The following is a 23,743-nucleotide window of genomic DNA, read 5'->3' as shown; positions in this document are numbered from 1 at the left end:
ACCAGCCAGGGTGGGTGGTGGCCGATGCCCGAGACGCAGCCGAGAAGAAACGACCGCGGCAGCGGCGGCGAGGACGAGGTGCCGGAGACGGCGGCGCAGCGCAGGGCGCGGCGCGCGCAGTTCCTGCGCGACCTGATGGAGGCGCGCGCCCTGCGTGACCGCGTCCAGCCGCGCCGCGCCCGCGCGGCCCGTATGCGCCAGCAGATGCGGATGCGCACGTTCCGCTGGTGACCGACGGCCCGGGCGGCGGCAACGGGCGTCGGCGCCCCCGGGAGCCGTACCCGACTCGGTGCCCCCGGGAGCCGTACCCGACCCGCGCGGCGCACCGCACCCGCGCGGCACGCCGCGCCGGAGCCACGCGCCCGGGCGACCGCCGGTCGGCGGTACGCGCCGCAGGCCCGGGGAAACGCTCCGCCGCGCCGTACGCCCGGGAGCCGCGGGCGGTCGGCGGGCCGTCCGGCACGCGCCGCCGCACACGGCGCGGCACGACGCAAGCGCGGAAGACCTCTCGCAAAGCCGCTGTTTCTGCCACGATGCCGATTGGGCGGGGCACGAAGCGGCGAGCAGCACAGCCGTTCCAACCCTCCCCACCTCCGGCCGGGGGGACCTCCAACCGGCACGCCTATGACCAGTGGGAGAGTCACGGTGTATTTCGCCGCACTGCTCGCGCGCACCGAAGACGGGTGGGAAGCGAGCGACATGGAACTCGACGACGTCGAGTCCCTCAGTGATCTGATCGATCTCGCCCGTGCCGCCGCTGTCGACGACGACACGGTGGTCGCCCTCATCGAGCAGGAGGACGCCTGGTTCGGCGTCGTCCGCGTGGACGGCGAGGAGGACCCGCGGTACTTCGTCTCGAACGCCGCCCTGGCCTCCCGCAGCTCCTACGGCTCGATGCTGACCGACGAGCTGCTGGGCAGCGACGAGGAGGACGACGAACTCGACGAACTGGACCTGGACGGCACCGAGGACGGCGAGGAGGACGGGATCGCCGCGTTCGCCGACGCGGACGACCACGCCGAGGATGCCGGAACGGGCGCCGAGCCCGTACCGGCCGGCCCGCTCGGCGACCCCCGGCTGCTGGACGACCTCGGGGTGAGCCACAAGGAACTGACAGCCCTCGACGGGGACGCCCTCTCGGAGATCGCCGACTCGCTCGGCGCGACCGAGGTGCTGGAGGCCGTCCGCTAGTGATCACCGAGCACCACCCCGCGCACGGGCCCGATCCCGTACGGGACCCGTGGCGGGACTCCATGCGCCTGGCGCTCCGGGAGGCCGCCCGGGCGGTGCCGGCCGGCGACGTGCCGGTCGGCGCCGTCGTGCTGGGCCCGGACGGGGAGCTCCTCGCCGCCGGGCACAACGAGCGCGAGGCCACCGGCGACCCGACGGCGCACGCCGAAGTGCTGGCGCTGCGCCGGGCCGCCGCCCGGCTCGGGGAATGGCGGCTTCCGGGGTGCACCCTCGTCGTGACCCTCGAGCCGTGCGTGATGTGCGCCGGGGCGCTCGTACAGGCGCGGGTGGCCCGGGTCGTCTACGGGGCGGGGGACGAGAAGGCGGGCGCCGCGGGGTCGCTGTGGGACCTCGTACGGGACCGCAGGCTCAACCACCGTCCGGAGGTGATCCGCGGGGTGCTCGCCGAGGAGTGCGCGCAGCAGCTGACGGACTTCTTCCGGGAGCTGTGAGAACCCGCCGCGCAGCGCCCCGCACGGCCGCTCGGCGCGGCGGCGGCGATACCGATTTCGGAACTGGGGCGTCCTTGGGCTAGGATCTCTCTCGGTAGCGTGTCCGAGTGGCCGAAGGAGCTCGCCTCGAAAGCGAGTATGGGGCAACCCATCGGGGGTTCAAATCCCTCCGCTACCGCTCCGATCGAGAGCCTCGTCCCGCAAGGGCCGGGGCTCTCGGCGGTTTCCGGGCCGGAATCGGGTGCCGCCGCGCCCGCGCGTACTCCGACCGGTGAGCGCGCCCCGGGCCCCGCGTGACCGGCCGCCCGCTCGGCCGTTGTCACGGCATGACCAAGACCCAGCGCATGCTCGCCGCCATCGCCCTCGCGGGGGCCGCCGCGGGCCTCGCCGCACCCGCGGCCCTCGCCGCCCCCGCGGCCCCGCTCACCCTGCCCGACCTGCCGCAGGCGGCCCCGGGCATGCCGGAGGGGGCCGTGCCGGGCTCCGTCCAGGAGATCGGCGCCAAGCTCAACGACCTGAACCAGCTCAACCAGCTGATGACGCTGCCGGACCAGCTCGCGCCGGTGGTCGCCCCGGTGGAGCCCGCCCTCGGCCTCCTCGGCGGCATCGAGTAGCTCCGCCGGGCCGCCGCGGCACCGGCCGCGGCCACCGCCACGGCCACGGCCACGGCCACGGCCACGGCCACGGCTCAGCGGGCGCCGCCGCACACGCGGCAGGCCCCGGCCGGAGCCGGGGCCTGCCGTACGCGGGACGGGAGAAGCGCCGCCGGGAGAAGCGCCGCCGGGGGACGGGCCGCTCCCCCGGTGAGGACGGGACCTGCATGTCCGGGCCGCAGTCAGGGGAACGCGCACGGCCCGGACCCCGCGGTGAGGCCCGGTCCCTCACCCGCCGGTTTCCTGCCGGAACCGGTGGGCCCGCCTCCCATCCTGGGTCGCTGCCGCCCGTGCGGACAGTGGCAAACGGCCCGGAACGGAGGGCCATTGGTCCATAAAGTCCGGGTGAGTGCCCTCATGCGACCGGTTAGACTCACCCGACTTCGCAGGACCGGTTGGGGAGGCCGACACCGCTCATGGAGACCAAGAAGATGATCACGGGAGGGCTCGTGGTGTTCGTGCTCTTTGTGATCATCACCCAGCCGGTGAAGGCGGCCGACATCGTCAAAATAGGCTTCCAGGGCATCTCCGACGCCGCTCACGGCATAGGCGCGTTCATGACCGAACTGGTGAGCTGAACCCGTACGCTGATGCGGTTTCCGGACTAACCGGCCCCCCACTCCGACGGGTGGGGGGTTTTGCGTTCCCCGCCCTCGTGGCACCCCCATGCAGAACACACCATTATGCCCAACTTGCCCTCAACACGGCGATATACGGTGCTTGCACACAGTGCACATGTCTTGTGATGCTATGACCGCTTTTGACGGATGAGTTGACTTGAAGGGGTGGCGTGACCGTGTCGGCCAGTACGGCGCCTCAGGTGCCGCCCCAGCAGGACGCCCCCGAGGAGCCCCCTGCGCCCGCGAGACCGCAGAGCCGGGGCGCGGACACCCGGGCCCTCACCCAGGTCCTGTTCGGGCAGCTGAAGGGCCTGCAGCCGGGCAGTAGCGAGCACAACCGGGTGCGCGGGGCCCTCATCGAGGCCAACCTCCCGCTCGTGCGGTACGCGGCCGCCCGCTTCCGCAGCCGCAACGAGCCCATGGAGGACGTGGTCCAGGTCGGCACCATCGGCCTGATCAACGCGATCGACCGGTTCGACCCGGACCGGGGCGTGCAGTTCCCCACCTTCGCCATGCCGACCGTGGTCGGCGAGATCAAGCGGTACTTCCGCGACAACGTGCGCACCGTCCACGTGCCGCGCCGGCTCCACGAACTGTGGGTCCAGGTGAACGCGGCCACCGAGGACCTCACCACTCTGCACGGGCGCACCCCGACCACGCCCGAGATCGCCGAGCGGCTGCGGATCAGCGAGGAGGAGGTGCTGTCCTGCATCGAGGCCGGGCGCAGCTACCACGCGACCTCGCTGGAGGCCGCCCAGGAGGGCGACGGCCTGCCCGGGCTGCTGGACCGGCTCGGCTACGAGGACCCCGAGCTTGCCGGGGTCGAGCACCGCGACCTCGTACGCCACCTTCTCGTACAGCTGCCGGAGCGCGAACAGCGGATCCTCCTCCTGCGGTACTACAGCAATCTGACGCAGTCACAGATCAGCGCGGAGCTCGGCGTCTCCCAGATGCACGTGTCGCGGCTGCTCGCCCGGAGTTTCGCTCGACTCCGATCCGCAAACAGGATCGAGGCGTAACCGGATCGGGTGGAGATCGCCGCCCGGTTTCCCGACAGAACCGGCTCATTCCGCTCTATCGCTGGAGTTATATGTCGACTTGGCGCTACAGCGCGTTGCCGACATGTGACATTCTGCTGGAACCGCGTTTGCCGCAGCCCCGGCTCCGGTATTCAGGTGGAGGCTGCGTTCCTCTGACGGACGCGCCGTACGCGACCGTCCGCGACCTCAAGGGGGTGGCATGTCCGCAGACCAGGGCAGCTCCAAGGTGCTCACGCTCGTCAAGAGCGAGGCGCCGGCCGTGTCCGAGCACTCGGAAGCCATCGACACCCGCACCCTCTCCCGCTCCCTCTTCCAGCGTCTCGCCGCCCTGGACGCGGACAGCCCCGAACGGGCGTACGTACGCGACACCCTGATCGAGCTGAACCTGCCCCTCGTGCGGTACGCCGCCGCCCGCTTCCGCAGCCGCAACGAACCCATGGAGGACATCGTCCAGGTCGGCACAATCGGCCTGATCAAGGCGATCGACCGGTTCGACTGCGACCGCGGGGTGGAGTTCCCGACCTTCGCGATGCCGACGGTCGTGGGCGAGATCAAGCGGTTCTTCCGGGACACCTCCTGGTCCGTGCGCGTCCCGCGCCGCCTCCAGGAGCTGCGCCTCGCGCTCACCAAGGCCAGCGACGAGCTCGCCCAGAAGCTCGACCGCTCGCCGACCGTGCCCGAACTCGCCGCGGTGCTCGGGGTGTCGGAGGAGGACGTGGTCGACGGGCTCGCCGTCGGCAACGCCTACACCGCCTCCTCGCTCGACTCGCCCTCACCGGAGGACGAAGGCGGCGACGGCTCCCTCGCGGACCGCCTCGGCTACGAGGACAGCGCGCTCGAAGGCGTCGAGTACCGCGAGTCGTTGAAGCCGCTGCTCGCCAAACTCCCCGCCCGGGAGCGGCAGATCATCATGCTGCGGTTCTTCGCCAACATGACGCAGTCGCAGATCGGCGAAGAAGTCGGCATCTCCCAGATGCACGTCTCGCGCCTGCTGACCCGCACCCTCGCGCAGCTGCGCGTCGGCCTGATCGGCGACTAGGCGGGCGCATGCGGGCGGCCGGACCGGCGCCTTCCGCACACGGGCCGGCCGACGCGCCTTTCCTGCGGCGGGGGTTCCGATGTGACGCATCATCAGCCACACTGCGGCGATGCGACCGGGACACCGCCGCAGGGCCGCGCTGCTCGCCGCCCTGTCCTTCTGCACGGCAGCCGCAGGCCTGACCGCCTGCGGTGGCGCCGCACGCGACGGCCACACGGCCGCAGGAGCCGTGGCCCCGGGCCCCGAGCGGCGCCCCGGCGACAACACGGCCCCGCAGGGACCGGTGGAGTTCCAGCAGCTCGGCGGCCCGGCCGCGGCGGGCGGCTCCGCTTCCTCCGCCGGTACGCCGCCCACCTCCCCGGATGCGCAGACCCCGGCCGGCTCCGGCCGGGGCGGAGGCACGGCGACGCCGGGCGGCATCCCGGCCCCGGGCCCGGACACCCCGCAGGGCGGCGCAGCCACCACTGCACCCGGCACCCCCGGCACCCCGGGGACACCCGGATCCCCCGGCCCCGCACCGGGCACCACCCCGGGGACACCAGGGACACCGGGAACCCCGGGAACCACGCCGCCCGGGACCGCGCCCCCGCCCGCGTCCACGCCGGCGAAGCTGGTGCTGACCGTCCCGCAGCGGGCGCCGGCGCCGGACCGCTGGTGCGAACGCGTGACCGTGGGGATCACCAACACCGGCGGCACGGCGGCCCGTTCGGGCGCCATCGGCTTCGAGACGCACGTCATCGGCGCCCTCGGCATCGACTGGGCCACCCTCACCACCGCCCAACCGCTCCCGGCACCCCTGGCCGGCGGGGAGACGCGGACGCAGACCTACACGGTGTGCGTCGAGTCCTGGCGGGTCCCGCTGGGCATGCACGTGGAGACCCGCAAGGTCACGGCCACCTGGAGCTGACCGGCCGCGGCGGCCGGTCGCCGGCGCATGGCGCCGCGGCCGTCAGCGCGTGGCGCAACGGCCGTCAGCGCACGGTGAGCCACATCGCGATGCCGAACATCACGGCCAGCCCGACGGCGAAGGCGATCCACGCGCCCGCCTTCCCGGAGCCCGCGGCCTCCTTCTGCCGGCGGCGGCCGGATCCCGGCACGCCGGCCGCCTCGCGGGACGGCGTCCCCTCCTCGACGAACGCGCGGAACATCTGGGTGCTGCCCGCGACGTCGTGATCGGCCTCCGGGGCCGGTGAGTTGTGGTTCGAAGCCATGCCCAGGACCCTAGCGGGCTTTCCGATTCCTTTACCGCCCCCACTCGCAGATTCATTTGCCTGTAGCAACCAACCTCTCCTACGGTTGCCTGGAGCAACGAAACGGAGGGGGACCCCGGTGACCATGCAGGCGGCCGCGGACCAGAGCACCCGCTACGAGGAGCTGGCCCGCCGGCTCACCGGCGTCGGCGCCGTCAAACGGGAGCTCGCCCGCCACCTCCCCCCGGAGTGCCCGCCGGGCTCCGCGGCCGTCCTCACCCTGATCGACCGCCACGGCGAGATGCGGCTCAGCCGGCTCGCCGACCTCATGGCGATCGACATCTCGGTCACCAGCCGCCACGTCGCCCATGTCGCCGACCGCGGGTGGATCACGCGCGACGCCGACCCCGGCGACGGCCGCTGCCGCATCCTTCGGCTCACCCCGGCCGGGTCCGCACTCCTGGCCGAGGCCTCCGCCCGGTACACCGACGCGCTGGAGCAGGCCCTGGCCGACTGGTCCGCGCACGACATCGACGTACTCAACAGCCTGCTTGCCCGGCTCCGGTCGAGCTTCCGGACAGTCGAGCTCCCAGACGAAGGAACTCCATGACCACCACACCCTCCGGTGTGCGGGGAGGCGACCCGTCGCAGACCTCCTCCGGCGACTCGGCCGCGACCGGGTCCGCACCCTCCCCCGCGCCGATGACCCACCCGCAGATCATGAAGGCGCTGTCCGGGCTGATGCTCGGCATGTTCGTGGCGATCCTGTCGTCCACGATCGTCTCCAATGCCCTGCCCCAGATCATCGGCGACCTCGGCGGCACCCAGTCCTCGTACACCTGGGTCGTCACCGCGGCCCTGCTGTCGATGACGGCGGCGACCCCGCTGTGGGGCAAGCTGGCCGACCTCTTCAGCAAGAAGCTGCTGGTCCAGGCCTCCCTGATCATCTACGTGCTCGGCTCCGTCGTGGCCGGCATGGCGCAGAACACCGGCACGCTCATCGCCTGCCGCGTGGTCCAGGGCATCGGCGTCGGCGGCCTGTCCGCGCTCGCCCAGATCGTGATGGCCGCGATGATCTCCCCGCGCGAGCGCGGCCGCTACAGCGGCTACCTCGGCGCGGTCTTCGCCGTCGCCACCGTCGGCGGCCCGCTGCTCGGCGGCGTCATCACCGACACCGACTGGCTGGGCTGGCGCTGGTGCTTCTACGTGGGCGTGCCCTTCGCCGTCATCGCGCTGATCGTCCTCCAGAAGACCCTCCGCCTCCCGGTGGTCCGCCGCGACGTCAAGGTCGACTGGCCCGGCGCCCTCCTGATCTGCGGCGCCGTCTCGCTGCTGCTGATCTGGGTCACGCAGGCCGGCGACTCCTACGCCTGGATCTCCTGGACCACGTCGGCCATGACCGGCGGCGCCGTCGTGCTCGGCCTGCTCTTCCTCCTCGTCGAGTCCCGGGCGAGCGACCCGGTCATCCCGCTGCACCTGTTCCGCAACAAGACCATCAGCCTCGCCTCCGCGGCCTCGCTGTTCGTCGGCATCGCGATGTTCTCGGGCACGGTGTTCTTCAGCCAGTTCTTCCAGCTGGCCCGCGGCGAGTCCCCCACGATGTCCGGGATCCTCACCATTCCGATGATCGGCGGGCTCTTCGTCTCCTCCACCGTTTCCGGTCAGGTGATCAGCAAGACCGGCAGGTGGAAGGCCTGGCTCGTCTCCGGCGGCGTGCTGCTGACCGCCGGCCTGGGGCTGCTGGGCACCCTGCGGTACGACACCCCGTACTGGCACATCGCCGTCTCCATGGCGCTGACCGGCCTCGGCCTCGGCCTGATGATGCAGAACCTGGTCCTCGCCGCGCAGAACCAGGTGGCTCCCGAGGACCTCGGCGCGGCCAGCTCCGTCGTCACCTTCTTCCGCTCGCTCGGCGGCGCCCTGGGCGTCTCGGCGCTCGGCGCGGTGATGGCCCACCGCGTCGGCCACTACGTCCAGGAGGGCTTGGCCGCCCTCGGGCCGGAGGCGGCCGCGCTGGGCCACGGCGGCACCGCCGGCGGCGGGATCCCCGACCTCGACACGCTGCCCGCGCCGCTGGGCGAGCTCGTCGAGGCCGCGTACGGGCACGGCGTCGGCGACGTCTTCCTCCATGCCGCGCCCGCAGCCCTCCTCGCGCTGCTGCTGGTGGTGTTCATCAAGGAGGTCGCCCTGAAGTCGAAGCCGTCGGCGCACACCCAGGCTGCCTCCTCCAAGGAGTAGCCGGAGTCGGCGCCCGAGGCCGGCGCCCGAGGCCGGCGCCCGGGGCCGGCGCCCGGGGCCGGGGCCCGGGGCCGGGGCGGGGGCTGCAACTGGGGCCGGGGCCGCAATGTCGGGGGTGCTGCCCGGCACTACGGGCCGGCCGGCCGGGCGGGCTCGGCGGCGGCCTTGGCCTCGATCCCCGCGATCAGCACGTCGAGAGCGAGGCCGAAGTCCCCGTCGGGCACCCGCCGGGCCGTGCCCCCGCAGCCGTGCAGGAACTGCCAGACCGCCAGATGGGCACCGGTCCGGCCGGAATCCGCCAGGCCGGTGGCGTCGAGCAGCCGCTGCAGGGCCGCGTCGAAAGCGCGGGCGTGCGGCCCGATGTTCGGGTACGCGGCCGCCAGCGGCCCGACCCAGGGGTGGTCCGCCAGCAGTCGGCGGTATCCGCAGGCCAGCAGCCGCAGTCGGCCCGGCCACCCCTCGCGCGCGGTGTCCGCGGGCCCGGCGGGCGGGAGCGGGAGTTCGCCGAGGGCCCGGTCCAGGGCGAGTTCGAGCAGGTCGTGTTTGGTGTCGACGTACCAGTAGAGGGACATCGCGGTGACCCCGAGCGCGGCCGCCAGCCGCCGCATGGAGAACCGGGCCAGGCCCTCGGTGTCCAGCAGCCGCACCGTGGCTCCGGTGATCCGCTCCCGGTCGAGCCCGAAGGCGCCCTCGCCACTGCGGCGTCTGGCGGGCGCGGCAGGACGGACGGACAGCCACACGCTGGTCCGGGTGTTGCCGGGATCGGCCGCGGTCGCCATGGAGGCACCTCCTCACAACAGAAGGATCAGCCCGGAATGCCCGGTCCGCCCCCTTGATGCTAGAGGGTGCCCCTCGGATTCGGGCACGTTCAGGACGGGGCGGACGTGGCGCTCAGGGGAGCGGTCAGGTCGTGGAAGGCGGCCCCGCCGATGGTGACGGAACGGAAGTTCGCCTTCACCCAGGTCTCGATCGCGCTGCTGGTGGAGCCGCCCGGACCGCCGCGCATGCCCGGACCCTCGCCGCCCGCACCGCCGCCCGCACCGCCGCCCGCACCGCCGCTTGATGCGATGAAGTAGTGGACCTTGCCGGCCCTCACGTACTCCTGGAACGCCGCGAGCGTCGGCGACGGATCACTGCCGTTGAACCCGCCGATCGGCATCACCGGCTCACCCGAGGCGAGTTGGTAGCTCGCCGCGTTCTGCGCGCCGACGGCGGCCGCCGCCCACGTGTACCGGTCCGCGTCCTCGCGCAGGGCGGCCGTGGCCTCCTTGCTCACCTTGGTGCCGCCCAGCAGGCCGCCCATACCGCCGACACCCGGCCCACCCGGAGCACCCGGAGCGCCCGGAGCGCCCGGGGCACCCGGAGCGCCCGCGGCGCCGCCGGTGTTCTGCCCGCCGCGGCCGTCGCGCCCGGCGCCTCCGCCCGGGCCGCCCGGGAAGGCCTGGCCACCGCCCGGCATGCCCTGCGGCGCAGCGCCCTGCCGGCCGCCACGGAAGCCGCCGCCCTGCGGGCCCGCGCCCGGCGCGAGTTCACCGCCCGCGAAGTACCCCATGCCCCTCCCCGCCCGGGCGCCCTGCACCGCGGGACCGGCCGTCACGATCGATCCCGCATGCCCGGAGTCCACCGTGGTCAGGCAGTAGGCGAGGGGCCCGGCCAGGGCCGCGCCCAAGCCCAGCGCCGCCGCACCGAATGCCGCCCCGCGGCCGAGCCGCGCCCCGAGGAGCAGCCCGGCGGCCGCGGCCAGACCGGCCGCGAGCACGGCCCAGCGCAGCCACGGCAGGTAGTCGGGGGAGCGCCCGAGCAGGACGTACGACCACCAGGCGGTCAGCGCGAGGGTGCCGGACAGGGTGAGCGCGGCGGGCGTGCTGCCCCGCTCCTCCCACAGCACGGCCACGCCCATGCCGACCAGCGCGGCCACGAACGGGGCCAGCGCCACCGTGTAGTACTCGTGGAAGATGCCCTGCATCCAGCTGAAGACAGCCGCGGTGATCAGCAGCGCGCCGCCCCAGGCCAGGAAGGCTGCGCGGGCCGTCCCCTCGATCGTGTCGGCGGCCCGGCCGGCCCGCCGGGTGGTCACCAGCCCGGCGACCAGCATGATCAGGGCCGCGGGGAGCAGCCAGGAAATCTGTCCGCCGATGTTGGCGGAGAACAGCCGGTCGATGCCGGTCTCCCCCCAGCCGCCCCCGCCGCCGGGGCGTCCCCCGCCGACGCTGCCGGTCTCGTTGCCGTTGATCCGGCCGAGGCCGTTGTAGCCAAGGGTCAGCTCCAGGAAGGAGTTGGTCTGCGAGCCGCCGATGTACGGGCGTGAGGACGCGGGCCACAGCTCCACGATCGCCACCCACCAGCCGCCGGCCGCGACCATCGCGGCCCCCGCGAGCAGCAGTTGGCCCAGCCGGCGGCGCAGCCGGGTGGGCGCGCAGACGGCGTACACGAGGACGAGCGGCGGCAGGATGACGAAGGCCTGGAGCGTCTTGGTCAGGAAGGCGAAGCCGATCGCCGTGCCCGCCGCCACCAGCCAGGCGGTGCGGGCGCCGTCGAGGGCGCGCAGGACGCAGTGGACGGTGACGGTGAGCAGCAGGGTCAGCAGCGCGTCCGGGTTGTTGAAGCGGAACATCAGCGCGGCGACCGGGGTGAGGGCGAAGACGGCGCCGCTGATGAGGGCCGCCGCGGGGCCGAAGTGGCGGCGTACGGCGGCGTACAGCACGGCGGTGGTGGCGACGCCCATCAGGGCCTGCGGTACGAGGATCTGCCAGCTGCCCAGCCCGAACAGCCGGACGGACAGGGCCATCGGCCACAGGGCGGCCGGGGGCTTGTCCACGGTGATGGAGTTCCCGGCGTCGGAGGAGCCGAAGAAGAAGGCCTTCCAGCTCTCGCTGCCGGCCTGGACGGCGGCGGAGTAGAAGGAGTTGGCGTAGCCGGAGGCGTCGAGGTTCCACAGCAGCAGGACGGCGGTGGCCAGCAGCATGGCGGTGAGGGCGGGGAGCTCCCAGCGGGGGCGGGGCACGGCGGCCGGGTGTGCCCCGGAGTGGGAGCCGGAGCCGGAGCCGGTCTCCCGGGCGGCGCGGTGCGGGGCGGCGGCCCGTTCGGGGAACGGGGAGTCCATGGGCGGTACGGCGGTGGTCATCGGATGTCGTCCTTGGCAGCAGGGGTGCGCCGTTCGGGGAAGACCCAGGCGCGGAAGAGCAGGAACCGCAGCACGGTCGCGGCGAGGTTGGCGGTGATCAGGACGGCCAGTTCGGTGCCGTGGGCGGGATCGGCCGTCGCCGCCCCGAGGGCCGCCAGCGAGCCGCTGGTCAGGGCGAGGCCCACGGCGAACACGACCAGGCCCTGGGCCTGGTGGCGCACGGCCCGCGCCCGCCCGCGGACACCGAACGTGAGGCGGCGGTTGGCGGCGGTGTTGGCGACGGCGGACAGCAGCAGGGCGGCCGCGTTGGCGAGCTGCGGCCCGGTCCCGAGCCGGAACAGGGAGTACAGCGCGAGGTAGCAGAGGGTGGACAGCAGCCCGACGGTGCAGAAGCCCAGCAGCTGGCGGGCCAGCCCGCGCGGCACCCCGGGCAGGGCGCCGCGGTCGCGCGGGTCGTCGCCGAAGGGGCGGGCGAGCCGGTCGAGGGGCAGCGTGCCGAGGGCCAGGGCCCGGCCCACCCGCCAGACGCCCTTGAGGTCCTCCACCGCGGTCCGGACGATGTGGACGGTGGAGTCCGGGTCGTCCACCCAGTCGACCGGCACCTCGTGGATCCGCAGCCCGGCCCGCTCGGCGAGGACCAGTATCTCGGTGTCGAAGAACCAGCCCGTGTCCTGCACGAGCGGCAGCAGCCGCTCGGCGACCTCCCTGCGGATGGCCTTGAACCCGCACTGGGCGTCGCTGAAGCGGGCCGCGAGGGAGGAACGCAGCAGCAGGTTGTAGGCGCGGGAGACGAACTCCCGTTTGGCGCCGCGCACCACCCGCGAGGATCGGGCCAGCCGGGTGCCGATGGCGAGGTCGGAATGGCCCGAGATCAGCGGGGCGACCAGCGGCAGCACCGCGTTGAGGTCGGTGGACAGGTCGACGTCCATGTACGCCAGGACGGGGGCCTCGGAGCGGGACCAGACGGTGCGCAGGGCCCGGCCGCGGCCCTTCTCCTCCAGCCGGGTGCTGCGTACCCCCTCGAGGCCGGCGGCCAGGCCGTCCGCCACCTCGGGGGTGCTGTCGGTGCTCGCGTTGTCGGCGATCGTGATGCGGAAGGGGTACGGGAAGGTGCGGGTGAGGTGGTCGTGGAGCCGGCGCACGCACGGGCCCAGGTCCTTCTCCTCGTTGAAGACCGGGATCACCACGTCGAGTACGGGCTCGCCCGGCACGGGCGCGAGGTGCGCCCGTGCCGGGAGGGCGCCGGTGGAGGTGTCGGTTGGCATGGTCCGAGCCTCGCGGCGCGGGCTGTCACCGCTGTGTGGTGAGCCTGTGCCCTGTCTGTGAGTCCGCCGGGCGGTCCGCGGCGGCGCCCGACGGGACGTACGCCGGGGACGTCTTCGGGGCGAGCGGGAGCCTGACCTCGAAGCAGGTCCGCCCCGGCTCGCTCTGCACGCCGACGTGTCCGCCGTGCGCGGCGACCACGGCCGCGACGATGGCGAGCCCCAGGCCGGTGGAGCCGGCCGCCCGCGAGCGGGAGGCGTCGCCGCGCGCGAACCGCTCGAAGACGTGCGGGAGCAGGGCGGGCGGGATGCCGGGGCCGTCGTCCGTGATGCTCAGCAGGACGGTGGTTGTTTCACGTGAAACACGGGCGGTGACCGTGGTGCCGGGCGGGGTGTGGGTGCGGGCGTTGGCGAGCAGGTTGACCAGCACCTGCTGGAGCCGGGCCGCATCGGCGCGGACGGGCGCGGGCGCGTCGGGGAGGTCGAGCCGCCAGTGGTGGCCGGGGCCGGCCGCCCGCGCGTCGCTGACGGCGTCGACGACGAGCGGGGCCAGGTCGGTGCCGGCCAGGCAGAGGGGCCGGCCCGCGTCGAGCCGGGCGAGCAGCAGCAGGTCCTCGACAAGGCCGGTCATGCGCGTCGCCTCGGACTCGATGCGGCCCAGGGCGTGCCGGGTGTCCGGGCCGGGCTCCTCCCGCCCCCGGCGGGTGAGTTCGGCGTATCCGCGGATGGAGGCCAGGGGGGTGCGCAACTCATGGCTGGCGTCGGCGACGAACTGCCGGACCCGCATCTCGTTCTGCTGGCGGGCGGTGAGGGCGGAGGAGACGTGCCCCAGCATCCGGTTGAGGGCGGCTCCGACCTGGCCGACCTCGGTCCTCGGGTCGGCCTCGGCCTCGGGGACGCGCTCGTGCAGGACGGGTTCGCCGCTGTGCAGGGGCAGTTCGGAGACCCGGGTGGCGGTGGCCGCGACCCGGCGGAGCGGGCGCAGGGCGACGCCGACGAGGGCCTGCCCGGCGAGGGAGGCCGCGATCAGCCCGCCCAGGGTGACGCAGACCTCGACGGCGATCAGCCTGCTCACGGTGGAGTCGACCTCGCTGAGCGGGTAGCCGAGGGCCAGGGACCCGTCAGGGGAGGCCAGGACCCGGTACGTGCCGAGGCCCGGCAGCTCCAGGTCGGCGGGGTCGGTCCGGCCGTGGCCGGCGGCCTTGCGGGCGGTCCCGGAGAGGGCGTCGGCCTGGGCCGGGGTGAGCTGCTGGCGGTGGTCGTACCCGGGCCCGCCGAGCGCGACGAGGCGGCAGCCGGTGACCGTGCCGTCGGCCGCGATCCGGATCCCCGCCGCTCCCAGCGGGGTGCCGGGGGCGACGACGAAGCCGAGGCTGTTCTCGGCGGGGGACTTCCCACCGGGGCCCCGCAGGCTGGCCATGTCGACGGAGGAGCGCAGCTGCTGGTCGACCTTGTCGACGAGGTATGAGCGCAGCGCGAGGGTGGTGACGGTGCCGATGGCCGCGCCCACCACGGCGATCAGCAGCACCGCGGAGGCCACGAGGCGGGCCCGCAGGGACCAGGAGCGCAGGCGCCGGGGCCGCTGCGGGCGGAGGGACGACGACGGCACTAGTCGGCCGGCTTGATCAGGTAGCCGGCGCCGCGCCGGGTGTGGATCATCGGCGGCAGGCCGGGCACGCTCTCCAGCTTCCGCCGCAGGTAGGAGATGTACAGCTCGACGACGTTGGCCTGGCCGCCGAAGTCGTACGACCACACCCGGTCCAGGATCTGGGCCTTGCTCAGCACCCGCCGCGGGTTGCGCATCAGGTAGCGCAGCAGCTCGAACTCGGTGGCGGTCAGGTGGATCTCCCGGCCGTTCCTGGACACCTCGTGGCTGTCCTCGTCGAGCAGCAGGTCGCCGACGGTGAGGACGGAGCCCCCGCGCGCGGCCTGCGCCGCCCCCGAGCGGCGGACCAGTCCACGCAGCCGGGCCACGACCTCCTCCAGGCTGAACGGCTTGGTGACGTAGTCGTCGCCGCCGGCGGTCAGCCCGGCGATCCGGTCCTCGACCGAGTCCTTGGCGGTCAGGAACAGCACCGGGATGTGCGGGATGGCGCGTCGCAGCTGCCCGAGGACGGTGAGGCCGTCCATGTCGGGCAGCATGACGTCGAGGACCACCACGTCGGGGCGGAACTGCCGGGCGGCCCGCACCGCGCCCGCCCCGTCGCCCGCGGTGCGGACCTCGCAGCCCTCGTAGCGCAGGGCCATGGAGAGCAGTTCGGAGAGCGCGGCCTCGTCGTCGACGACGAGCACCCTGCAGGGCCCGCCGTCGGCGCGGACGAGGGCGGCGGTGCTGCCGGTGGACGTGGACGCGGGGGAGGCGGTCGTCGCAGTCATACGACCACGCTGGCGGCTGCCTCTGAGAGCGTTCTTGCGCCTGTCTGTGAATTTCCTGAGAAACGCGCTGGTCAGTCCAGGCCGAACAGCCGGGCCCCGTTGTCGTGGCAGACGGCGCGCAGCCAGTCGTCGCCGAGGCCCAGCCGTTCCAGAGCGGCGAGCTGGTGATCGTACGGGTAGGGGATGTTGGGGAAATCGGTGCCGAGCAGGATCCGGTCGCCGAGGTCCGCTAGCCGCCCGAGCTCGCCGGCGGGGAAGGTGCTGAACTGCTCCGAGAAGTCGGTGAAGGCCATGGTGGTGTCGAGGCACACCCGCTCGTACCGCTCGGCGAGGTCGAGGAACTCCCCGTACTCGGGCATCCCCATGTGGGCGATGACCAGCGCCAGCCGCGGGTGGCGGGCGAGCACGGCGGAGACGGGCCCGGGGCCGGTGTGCTTGCCGGGGACGGGTCCCGAACCGCAGTGCACCACGATCGGGATGCCGGCCTCGGCGAGCAGCCCCCAGACCGGGTCGAGCAGCTCGTCTCCGGGGTCGTAGCCGCCGACCTGGAGGTGGGCCTTGAAGATCCGCGCGCCGGCGTCGACGGCCTGGCGGGCGTACGCGGCCGCCGCCTCCTCGGGGAAAAAGGTCGCGGTGTGCAGGCAGTCGGGGGTGCGGGCGGCGAAGTCGGCGGACCAGGAGTTGAGCCAGGCCGCCATCTGCGGCCTGTGCGGGTACAGCATGGCGGTGAAGGCCCGGACCCCGAACTCCCGCAGCAGCGCGACCCGCTGCTCCTCCTCGTGCCGGTAGGTGATGGGCCATTCGACGCCGGTCAGCGGCCCGACCGCGTCGAAGTAGTCCCACACCTTGTCCAGGACCCGCTCGGGCATGAAGTGCGTGTGGACGTCGACCAGTCCGGGCAGGCCGAGCCGCTCCCGGAAGGCTCGGACCGCCTCAGCCGTTGCGCTCAAAGCCATGGCTCCGCTCCACGGTCGCGACGTGCAGGGTGTAGCTCTCGTACCAGTCGGCGCGGCCCTGCTTCATGGCCGCCTTGTGATCGAGGTCCTGCCGCCACCGGGCGAGGGAGTCGTGGTCGCGGAAGTAGCTGACGGTGATGCCGAGGCCGCCGGGGGTGCGGGCGGACTCGTAGCCGAGGAAGCCGGGGATCTCACGGACGAGCTCGTTCATCCGGGCGAAGGTCTCCGGGTAGCCGCTGTCGTCGGCGGTGCGGACGGAGCTGAAGACCGCCATCAGGTACGGCGGTTCGAAGGCGGGCACGGGCGTGATGGTCATGAACACACCCTCGGCGGCGCCCCGGCGCGATGTCCACCGGAATGCGGTCCGGGCGGCCGACGGGATCCAAGATTTGACCTTCGGGCGCGGCGGGCGGGCACCGGGGCCGGGAAGGGGGGCCGGGGTGTGGCCCGCCTCAGAAGAGCCCGTCCTGCCCTGCTGCGGTGCCGGGCGGAAGGGCTGCGGCGGCTGTCGGCACATCGGTCGTCCGGGCGGGGCGGGGGGTGACGAGCTCCCAGCCGGCCAGCAGGCGGGTGTCGACGACGAGCCCGTCGGCCAGGTGGAGATCGGGGCCGGCCGCTCCGGCGAGCCGGCCGACGACGGCCCCGCCGGGCACCATCGCGGTGGCCACCCGCACCGGGGCCGGCAGCCCGGCCAGCCCGAACGGCCCGGCATGGTCGGCGACTTCGCAGGCCAGCGGCTCCAGCGACGAGGGCCACCCGGGCAGGCCGACCGCCCGGGCGTGCAGTGCGGCGACCTCGCGGGCGCGGTCGGCCGGGGCCGGGAGGTCGGACCGGACGGCGCGTTTGCGGGCGTACGGGATCCGGTCGGGCACGCCGAGGGCGGCGCGCAGCAGTTCCTCGGTGCGCCGGCCGGCCATCAGCGGGCCGCGGCCGAGCCAGGCCCAGGTCACCGCCCCCTGCTCCAGGAGCCGGGCGGGGCCGCGCTCCTCGGCGGTGATGCCGACCTTGACCATGCCGGGCCCGAACCAGGCCAGGTAGACGCGATAGGTGCGCGGGTCGGCGGCGTTGGTGTCGGCGGCCACCGAGAACGACCGGTCCAGGCGGGCGCATTCGGGGCACTGGGCGCTCGTGGCCCGGCCCGGGACGCGGGCGGCCGTGGGGCACGGGGTCCGCTTCCCGGCGCGGCGCACGCCGAGGCAGATCCGCTCCCCCTGCGCGGCGAAGGCGAGGGGCCGGCCGTAGGCGAGCGGGCTGCTCCGCTCACCGCGCCCCTCGGCGTACCAGCCGATGGCCGGACGGCCGCCGCTCCACCGGATCCCCGTGCACCGCCAGGTCACAGCGGGAGGGGCCGCTCGAAGAAGGTCTCCAGGACGACGGTGGCGTGCGTGCCGCTGACCCCGTCGATGGCGTAGAGCCGGCGTAGGACGTCCTGCAGCTGCCCGGTGGTGGCGGTGCGCACCTTGACCAGGACCGATGCGCTGCCGGCGATGACATGGGCCTCCTGGATCTCGGCGATCGCCTCGAAGGCGGCGGCGGAGTCCCCCATCCAGGCGTTGGCGTCGACCATCACGTAGGCGAGCACGCCGCTGCCCACGGCGGCCGGGTTCACGTCGACGGTGGTGCGCCGGATGACCCCGCGCTCGCGGAGCTTGCGCACCCGCTCGTGGGCGGCGCCGGCGGACAGCCCGACGGCGGCGCCGAGGGCGGCGTACGACTGGCCCGCGTCCTGCTGGAGGCACCGGACGAGCGCCCGGTCGATGTCGTCCACGCGGTCTTCCTCCCCTGTGTCGGGCAATCCCTTGCATCGACAGTACATGATCATGCAATCTACCCGCACAGCAGAACGCCATTCGGCAGTTCAGTCACAAGGGGGAATTGTGTCATCCATCGCCGACCTCAACCTGTACGAGATTCTGGACGAGCGCTTCCGCACCGGCCGCTGCGCCAACGGCGACGCCCGCCTCGAACGGCTCCACGACGACTGCCGCTGGGCGGAGGGCCCGCTGTACCTGCCGGCCTGGCGGCAGGTGGTGTGGAGCGACATCCCCAACGACCGGATGCTGCGCTGGGACGAGGCGACGGGCGCGGTCTCGGTCTTCCGCTCCCCGGCCGGGCACCCGAACGGCAACACCCTGGACCGCGAGGGCCGCCTGATCACCTGCGAGCAGGGCAACCGGCGCGTCACCCGGACCGAACCGGACGGCAGCATCACCGTCATCGCGGACCGCTTCGAGGGCAAGCGGCTCAACAGCCCGAACGACGCCGTGGTGCGCTCGGACGGCTCGATCTGGTTCTCGGACCCGGACTTCGGCATCACCAGCGACTACGAGGGCGTGCGCGCGCCGTCCGAGATCGGCGCCTGCAACCTCTACCGCGCGGACCCGGTGACGGGCGAGGTGCGGATCGTCGCGGACGGGTTCCGCGGCCCGAACGGCGTCGTGTTCTCGCCCGACGAGAGCGAGCTGTACGCGGCGGACACCGCGGCCGGCCACATCCGCGCGTTCAAGGTGGGCGAGGACGGCACGCTCAGCGGCGACCGCGTCTTCGCCGAGTGCCGTCCGGTGGACAACATCCGCTTCGACGACGAGGGCCGGCTGTGGGTGGCGGCCATGGAGGAGGGTGTGCGCTGCTACGCGCAGGACGGCACCCCGATCGGCCGGATCCGCGTCCCCGAGCCCGTCTCGAACATCGCCTTCGGCGGCCCGAAGAACAACCGCCTCTTCATCACCGCCACGACCTCGCTCTACTCGCTGGTCCTGTCGGTGACGGGCCTCCCCCGCGTCCGGTAGCCCCGGTCGGACCGGGCCCGTACCCGCCCAACGCAAGAGGCCCCCCGGCGAACCGGGGGGCCTCTTCGGCTGTGCACTCGGCAGGATTCGAACCTGCAACCTTCTGATCCGTAGTCAGATGCTCTATCCGTTAAGCTACGAGTGCTTGGGCTTCCCGGGGTTTTTCGCCCCGTTGGCCTTGCGAGAACAACAATACATGGACCTTGCCGGGACGCGAAATCCGTTAACCAAACCGGCCCTGACCTGCGAAAACACCCCGGAGGGTGATCGTCCGGACGGATGCGCGCCCCGACCGGGCGCCTACGGACCCCGAACACGGCAGCGGGTTCGCGCCGGAAATGCAGCGAAGCCCCGGTCCGTGAGGACCGGGGCTTCGCCGATTGCGGAGGCGGAGGGATTTGAACCCTCGATGGGGGGTAAGCCCCAAACCGCATTAGCAGTGCGGCGCCATAGACCGGACTAGGCGACGCCTCCAGCACACCCCCGCGTACGGGGTGCGTGCAGATGATGACACAGCCGCAGGGCCGGTCACCAATCCGCTCCCACGGTACTAGGCAAGCTGGCCGCAGAGCAAAGGCTTAATCACTCCCGGCACACGGTCCGCGGTGGCCGTCACGCACCGCGCCCGTATGTCGTTGGTCAGGCGTACGACGTACGGACGACCTGGAGTGCCCCCATGTTGCGACTCGCCGCCTTCGCCGTCACCTCCCTCCTGGCCACCACCGCCGCCGGCCCGCTGCCCCCGCTGACCCCGCTGCCCCTCGACCGGCTGCTGTCCTCCCCCGACCGCCTCACCGTCTCCGTCTCCCACACCGGCAACCCCCGGGCGGACGGGGAGTACCTGCTCGAGTGCAACCCCGCCGGCGGGGACCACCCCCGGGCGGAGCAGGCGTGCGCCCGCCTCGACCGGTTCGCCGAGGCCGGCGAGAACCCCTTCGCCGCCGAGTCCGAGCGTCGGGTGTGCACCCAGCAGGACGGCGGACCGGCCAGGGCGAGCATCACCGGCACGTGGCAGGGGCAAAAGGTGAACGCCTCATTCCGGCGAACCGACGGGTGCGAGATCGCGCGGTGGCGCAACCTGGAACCCGTGCTTCCGGCCGGGCACTCCTGACCTGGGAGGATGCGGCGGATGCCCGGAGTACCCGGAACATCCGCCACCTCAGGCCGGGGCCGTGCCCTTAGACTCCTCCCGTGACATGCCGGTAGTCGTGGTCAGGGAGGAAGCTCGTCGTGAGCAGCAGGCCATCCCGAGGCGCTGCTCGCCTCGCAGCAATACTCGACGCGCTTCCGGACGCGCTGCTGCTCGTCAACGCCAACGGCACGGTCGTCAACGCGAATTCGATCGCCCTCGAGGTCATGGAGAGCCCCGGCACCGGCCTGGTCGGCCGCGGTGTGCTGGACCTGTTCCCCGACTTCGACTCCAAGCTGATCCCCGGCTCGATGCGCCGCCCCGGCGACGACGACGGCGGCCGGGCCAAGCCCAAGCGGATGGTCGCGCGGCGCACCGACGGCAGCGAGTTCCCGGTCGAGGTCACCCACGCCCACCTGGACGGCCGGGACGCCTACCGCGAGCCGCAGCCCGCCTACACCGGGGACGAGCTGCTGATGCTCGTCGTACGCGACCTCTCCGAGACCGTGGACACCGAGGCCGAGCTGGCCCGCTCCCAGCGGCAGACCGAGATGATCCTGCGCGCCGCCGCCGAGGGCGTCGTCGGCACGGACACCGACGGCCGCGTCGTCCTCGTCAACCCGGCGGCCGCACAGATCCTCGGCTACCGCGCCACCGATCTCGGCAACCGCGAGCTGCACGCCCTGATCCAGCACTCGCGCGCCGACGGCTCCCCGTTCCCCTTCGAGGAGTCCCCGCTCGCCGACACCCTGCGCAGCGGCCGCAAGCACCGGGTGCGCGGCCAGGTGCTGTGGAACAAGGCCGGGCAGCCCGTCTCCGTGGACCTGACCACCTCACCCGTGCGCGACGGCGACATGCTCGTCGGCGCCGTGATGACCTTCACCGACCGGCGGCCCTTCGACGCGCTGGCCGCACGGCACGCCCAGCTCGTCGCGGTCCTCGGCGGTTCCCTGCGCGGGCCGTTGGAGGAGCTGCGCGGTGAGCTGGCCACCCTGGCCGCCGACGACGGCGGCCAGCTGTGGCCCGAGGCCAACCAGCTGCTGCACCACCTGGCCGCCGGGTACTCCCGGATGACCACGCTCGTCGACAACGTGCTGGCCTACCAGCGTCTGGACGCGGGCAGCGAGAAGCTGAGGAAGAAGAACGTCCTGATGGACGGGGTCGTCAAGGCCGGCGTCGACGGCGCGGTCGAGCTGATCGGCCCGGGCCGGGCGCAGTTCGCCGTGCACGCGCCGACCATCGAGGCCGAGGTGGATCCGGAACGGATCGCCACCGCCCTCGCGCACCTCGTCGCGGACGTCGCCGGCGTGGACGCCACCGGCAAGACCCCCCAGGGAAGCGGGTACGCCGACTCCACGATCGTGGTCGCCGCCGCGCAGCGCGGCGAGGTCGTACGCATCGAGGTGCGCGGGCCCTACCAGGGCGGAGACCCGGTGCACGAGCCGATCGTCCGCGGCATCGTGACCGCGCACGCGGGTGTGCTCCAGACCGTGGAGGTGCCCGGCGCGCCCGGCGGCGCGTACGTGCTGGAACTCCCCCTGGGCTCGGGCGCCGGGACCGTGACCCTGCCCGAACCGGAACCGGAACCCGAGCCGGAGCCTGAGCCCGAGCCCGAACCGAAGCCGGATGCGCAGGGTGGCGGGGCGGCCGCCGGAGCGGCTGCCAAGGGCACCGGGCGACGCGGCCGGCGCGGGGTGGACGCGTTCCTGGAGGACTCCGCGGACGAGGCGGGCGCACCCGGCGCCGCTGCGGCCGGGGGCGCGCTGGCACTGCCGTCCGGGCGGCGGCGAGCCGGCGAGGCCCCTGCCGACGCGGCCGCGCCCGCGCTCGCTCAGTCCCCGGTGAACCCGGCCGGCCTCGGCACCGGCCGCCGGCGCGGCCGGGACGGCGACGGCGAGGGCGCCGAGGGCGGTGCCGCCCGGCCCGTGCCCCCGCAGGGCACCGCCATGCCCGCACTGCCGCCCGTGCCCGCCATGCCTTCGGTTCCGGCGACCGAGCACCCCGCCGGGCGGCGGCGTGCGCTGGGCCAGGCCGGTCCGGTACGGCCCGGTAGCCCGGTGCCCGCGGCGGGACTCGCGCCGGCCGCACCCGCCGGCGGCCCGGCTCCCGCACGGCCGATCGCCCCGGAGGGCGGCTTCGCGCTGCCCGCCGGTCCGACGCCGGGTCCGGCCCCTGTTCCGGCTCCTGTTCCGGCTGGGGCTGCGGTCCCGGCCGCCACCCCCGTTCCCGGTCCTGCCGCCGGACCGTTCCCGCCCGCGCCCGGGTCGCTCGGCTCGCCCGGGTCCGCTCCCGCCAGCGCCCCGGTTCCCGTCGGCGCCCCGGTTCCCGCCGGCGCACCGGCACCCGGCTCCGCTCCGGCTCCTGGCTCCGCTCCGGCTCCGGGTGCCGTGCCCGGCGCCTCCGCCGAGGGCGAGGCCCCGGTCGGGCGGCGTGCCCGGCGCGCCCTGGGCACGCCCGGTGCCGAGTCCGCGGCTCCCGCCGCGCCCGCCGCCGCGGGTGACGGGGAGGCCGTACCGCCGACCGGGCGGCGCCGGGCCCTGCCGCCCACCCCTGCCTGGCCGGTTCCGGCAGCCCGGACCGCCCCCGAGGACGACGAGGCCGCCGGCCGTGCCGCCGTGCCCGGGGCCCGGCAGCCGCAGGACGGGGCGGCCGAGCCGGGCCGGCCGATCAGCGTCCGCACCCTCGGCCAGGGCATCTCGGTCGACCCGTCCGCTGCTCCCGACAACGGTGCCGCCGCCGGCGGCTCCGGACGCCGCCGCCGGCTCGCCGAGCCCGCGCCACAGGGCCGTGCCTTCGTGATAGGCGCCCCCGAGGCGGGCGCGGCCGAGGGGCCGGAACCGCTGGACGGGCCCGGCGGCGCCATCGAGGTGGTCAGCCGGCCCGTTCCGCCGCCGGTCGACGACGAGCTGCCGCCGGAGCCGCTGGACAACCCGCGCCGGCTCCTGGTGTGGCCCGCGCCCGACGTGCAGACGCAGCAGGCGCTCAGCGACAACGGCTACCGCCCGGTGGTCGTGCACTCCCGCGAGGAAGTCGACGCGCAGATCGCCGCGTTGCCCGCGGCCCTGTTCGTGGACCCGCTGACCGGCCCGATCACCCGGACCGCCCTCCAATCGCTGCGCGCGGCCGCGGTGGCCGCCGAGGTGCCCGTACTGGTCACGGCCGGGCTCGGCCACGCCTCGCGCGAGGCGGCGTACGGGGCGGATCCTGCCGTGCTCCTCAAGGCGCTCGCGCCGCGCGACAGCGAGCAGCACCCGTCGCGGGTCCTGCTGATCGAGGAGCGCGACGGGATCGCAACCGCGCTCACGGCCGCGCTCGAACGGCGCGGGCTCCAGGTCGCCCGGGCGGGCGCCGACACCGACGCGGCGGAGCTGGCGTCCCGGATGCGGCCCAACCTGCTGGTCATGGACCTCATGCAGGTACGCCGCCGACGGGCCGGCATCGTCGACTGGCTGCGCGCCAACGGCAGGCTCAACCGGACCCCGCTGGTGGTCTACACGGCCACCGGGATCGACGATGCCGTGCTGCCGCGGCTCGCGTCCGGGGAGAGCGTGCTCTTCCTCGCGGAACGGGCCACCACGGCGGACGTGCAGGGCCGCATCGTGGACCTCCTGGCCAAGATCGGCACCAACTAGCCATCCTGGCCCG

The 23,743-nt window shown here is 74.0% G+C and carries 22 protein-coding genes, 3 tRNA genes and 1 pseudogene; 14 read left to right on the top strand and 12 right to left on the bottom strand.

Annotated features, from left to right (window positions below; all coding sequences use genetic code 11):
* The first annotated feature begins 24 nt into the window (after positions 1–24).
* The 9 genes from AC068A_RS10660 (at position 25) to AC068A_RS10620 (ending at position 5,941) form a co-directional block, all read left to right on the top strand.
* Positions 25–231, top strand: coding sequence for a hypothetical protein (locus AC068A_RS10660; protein ID WP_478583515.1), 207 nt, complete (start codon positions 25–27; stop codon positions 229–231).
* Between the two features lie 414 nt (positions 232–645).
* Entirely contained in the window at positions 646–1,191 is a 546-nt protein-coding gene (locus AC068A_RS10655; protein ID WP_478583514.1) for a tRNA adenosine deaminase-associated protein, read from the top strand.
* Between the two features lie 62 nt (positions 1,192–1,253).
* Positions 1,254–1,682 (top strand): tRNA adenosine(34) deaminase TadA, encoded by a 429-nt coding sequence (tadA, locus tag AC068A_RS10650; RefSeq protein WP_478583624.1) that lies wholly within the window; start codon positions 1,254–1,256, stop codon positions 1,680–1,682.
* 93 nt (positions 1,683–1,775) lie between these two features.
* A tRNA-Ser gene (locus AC068A_RS10645) sits at positions 1,776–1,860 on the top strand.
* 148 nt (positions 1,861–2,008) lie between these two features.
* Entirely contained in the window at positions 2,009–2,296 is a 288-nt protein-coding gene (locus AC068A_RS10640; protein WP_478583512.1) for a hypothetical protein, read from the top strand.
* A 455-nt stretch (positions 2,297–2,751) separates the two neighbouring features.
* The gene (locus AC068A_RS10635; RefSeq protein ID WP_360621039.1) at positions 2,752–2,913 is read left to right on the top strand and encodes a hypothetical protein; all 162 of its coding nucleotides are present in this window, start codon (positions 2,752–2,754) and stop codon (positions 2,911–2,913) included.
* 212 nt (positions 2,914–3,125) lie between these two features.
* Entirely contained in the window at positions 3,126–3,974 is an 849-nt protein-coding gene (locus AC068A_RS10630) for an RNA polymerase sigma factor SigF (RefSeq protein WP_478583510.1), read from the top strand.
* 220 nt (positions 3,975–4,194) lie between these two features.
* The gene (locus AC068A_RS10625) at positions 4,195–5,034 is read left to right on the top strand and encodes an RNA polymerase sigma factor SigF (protein WP_478583508.1); all 840 of its coding nucleotides are present in this window, start codon (positions 4,195–4,197) and stop codon (positions 5,032–5,034) included.
* 109 nt (positions 5,035–5,143) lie between these two features.
* Positions 5,144–5,941, top strand: coding sequence for a hypothetical protein (locus AC068A_RS10620; protein ID WP_478583506.1), 798 nt, complete (start codon positions 5,144–5,146; stop codon positions 5,939–5,941).
* Between the two features lie 64 nt (positions 5,942–6,005).
* On the opposite strand, the gene AC068A_RS10615 is transcribed toward AC068A_RS10620, so the two are convergent.
* Positions 6,006–6,245 carry a hypothetical protein gene (locus tag AC068A_RS10615; RefSeq protein WP_478583504.1) on the bottom strand — a complete coding sequence of 80 codons (240 nt, stop codon included), beginning with the start codon at positions 6,243–6,245 and terminating at the stop codon, positions 6,006–6,008.
* Between the two features lie 124 nt (positions 6,246–6,369).
* On the opposite strand from AC068A_RS10615, the gene AC068A_RS10610 reads away from it, so the two are divergent.
* Entirely contained in the window at positions 6,370–6,834 is a 465-nt protein-coding gene (locus AC068A_RS10610) for a MarR family winged helix-turn-helix transcriptional regulator (protein WP_478583622.1), read from the top strand.
* 92 nt (positions 6,835–6,926) lie between these two features.
* Positions 6,927–8,423 (top strand): annotated as a pseudogene (locus tag AC068A_RS10605) (MDR family MFS transporter); the annotation flags it as partial.
* Positions 8,424–8,590: 167 nt separating this feature from the next.
* Here AC068A_RS10605 and AC068A_RS10600 read toward each other — a convergent pair.
* The 9 genes from AC068A_RS10600 to AC068A_RS10560 all read right to left on the bottom strand — a co-directional run bounded on the left by AC068A_RS10600 (position 8,591) and on the right by AC068A_RS10560 (position 17,948).
* The gene (locus tag AC068A_RS10600) at positions 8,591–9,241 is read right to left on the bottom strand and encodes a TetR/AcrR family transcriptional regulator (protein ID WP_478583502.1); all 651 of its coding nucleotides are present in this window, start codon (positions 9,239–9,241) and stop codon (positions 8,591–8,593) included.
* A gap of 89 nt (positions 9,242–9,330) precedes the next feature.
* Positions 9,331–11,586 (bottom strand): ArnT family glycosyltransferase, encoded by a 2,256-nt coding sequence (locus AC068A_RS10595; protein ID WP_478583500.1) that lies wholly within the window; start codon positions 11,584–11,586, stop codon positions 9,331–9,333.
* Positions 11,583–12,851 carry a bifunctional glycosyltransferase family 2/GtrA family protein gene (locus AC068A_RS10590; RefSeq protein ID WP_478583498.1) on the bottom strand — a complete coding sequence of 423 codons (1,269 nt, stop codon included), beginning with the start codon at positions 12,849–12,851 and terminating at the stop codon, positions 11,583–11,585. The genes AC068A_RS10595 and AC068A_RS10590 overlap by 4 nt, the downstream gene beginning before the upstream one ends.
* Positions 12,852–12,876: 25 nt before the next feature.
* Positions 12,877–14,457 carry a sensor histidine kinase gene (locus tag AC068A_RS10585; protein ID WP_478583496.1) on the bottom strand — a complete coding sequence of 527 codons (1,581 nt, stop codon included), beginning with the start codon at positions 14,455–14,457 and terminating at the stop codon, positions 12,877–12,879.
* Positions 14,457–15,224 carry a response regulator transcription factor gene (locus tag AC068A_RS10580; RefSeq protein WP_478583494.1) on the bottom strand — a complete coding sequence of 256 codons (768 nt, stop codon included), beginning with the start codon at positions 15,222–15,224 and terminating at the stop codon, positions 14,457–14,459. The genes AC068A_RS10585 and AC068A_RS10580 overlap by 1 nt, the downstream gene beginning before the upstream one ends.
* Before the next feature lie 71 nt (positions 15,225–15,295).
* Complete coding sequence (locus AC068A_RS10575) at positions 15,296–16,180, bottom strand: amidohydrolase family protein (RefSeq protein ID WP_478583492.1); 885 nt, start codon at positions 16,178–16,180, stop codon at positions 15,296–15,298.
* On the bottom strand, positions 16,158–16,496 hold the full coding sequence (locus AC068A_RS10570; protein ID WP_478583490.1) for an antibiotic biosynthesis monooxygenase family protein: 339 nt from the start codon (positions 16,494–16,496) through the stop codon (positions 16,158–16,160). The genes AC068A_RS10575 and AC068A_RS10570 overlap by 23 nt, the downstream gene beginning before the upstream one ends.
* 136 nt (positions 16,497–16,632) lie before the next feature.
* Positions 16,633–17,517, bottom strand: a complete 885-nt coding sequence (locus AC068A_RS10565) for a DUF2797 domain-containing protein (RefSeq protein ID WP_478583488.1) — start codon at positions 17,515–17,517, stop codon at positions 16,633–16,635.
* Positions 17,514–17,948, bottom strand: a complete 435-nt coding sequence (locus AC068A_RS10560; RefSeq protein ID WP_478583486.1) for an Lrp/AsnC family transcriptional regulator — start codon at positions 17,946–17,948, stop codon at positions 17,514–17,516. Before AC068A_RS10560 ends, AC068A_RS10565 begins: the two co-directional genes overlap by 4 nt.
* A gap of 109 nt (positions 17,949–18,057) precedes the next feature.
* Between AC068A_RS10560 and AC068A_RS10555 the strand changes: the two genes are divergently transcribed.
* Entirely contained in the window at positions 18,058–18,969 is a 912-nt protein-coding gene (locus AC068A_RS10555; protein ID WP_478583484.1) for an SMP-30/gluconolactonase/LRE family protein, read from the top strand.
* Positions 18,970–19,041: 72 nt separating this feature from the next.
* Here the strand turns inward: AC068A_RS10555 and AC068A_RS10550 are convergent.
* Positions 19,042–19,114, bottom strand: a tRNA-Arg gene (locus AC068A_RS10550).
* A gap of 238 nt (positions 19,115–19,352) precedes the next feature.
* Positions 19,353–19,443, bottom strand: a tRNA-Ser gene (locus AC068A_RS10545).
* 202 nt (positions 19,444–19,645) lie between these two features.
* Here AC068A_RS10545 and AC068A_RS10540 point away from each other — a divergent pair.
* Both AC068A_RS10540 and AC068A_RS10535 read left to right on the top strand, forming a co-directional pair.
* Positions 19,646–20,080 (top strand): SSI family serine proteinase inhibitor, encoded by a 435-nt coding sequence (locus AC068A_RS10540; RefSeq protein ID WP_478583482.1) that lies wholly within the window; start codon positions 19,646–19,648, stop codon positions 20,078–20,080.
* Positions 20,081–20,199: 119 nt separating this feature from the next.
* On the top strand, positions 20,200–23,730 hold the full coding sequence (locus AC068A_RS10535) for a PAS domain-containing protein (protein WP_478583480.1): 3,531 nt from the start codon (positions 20,200–20,202) through the stop codon (positions 23,728–23,730).
* The last annotated feature ends 13 nt before the right edge of the window (positions 23,731–23,743 follow it).

Source organism: Streptomyces sp. NPDC043854, assembly GCF_056436005.1.
Note: the sequence above shows the minus strand (reverse complement) of the source record. Positions and strands in the feature narration are given on the sequence as shown.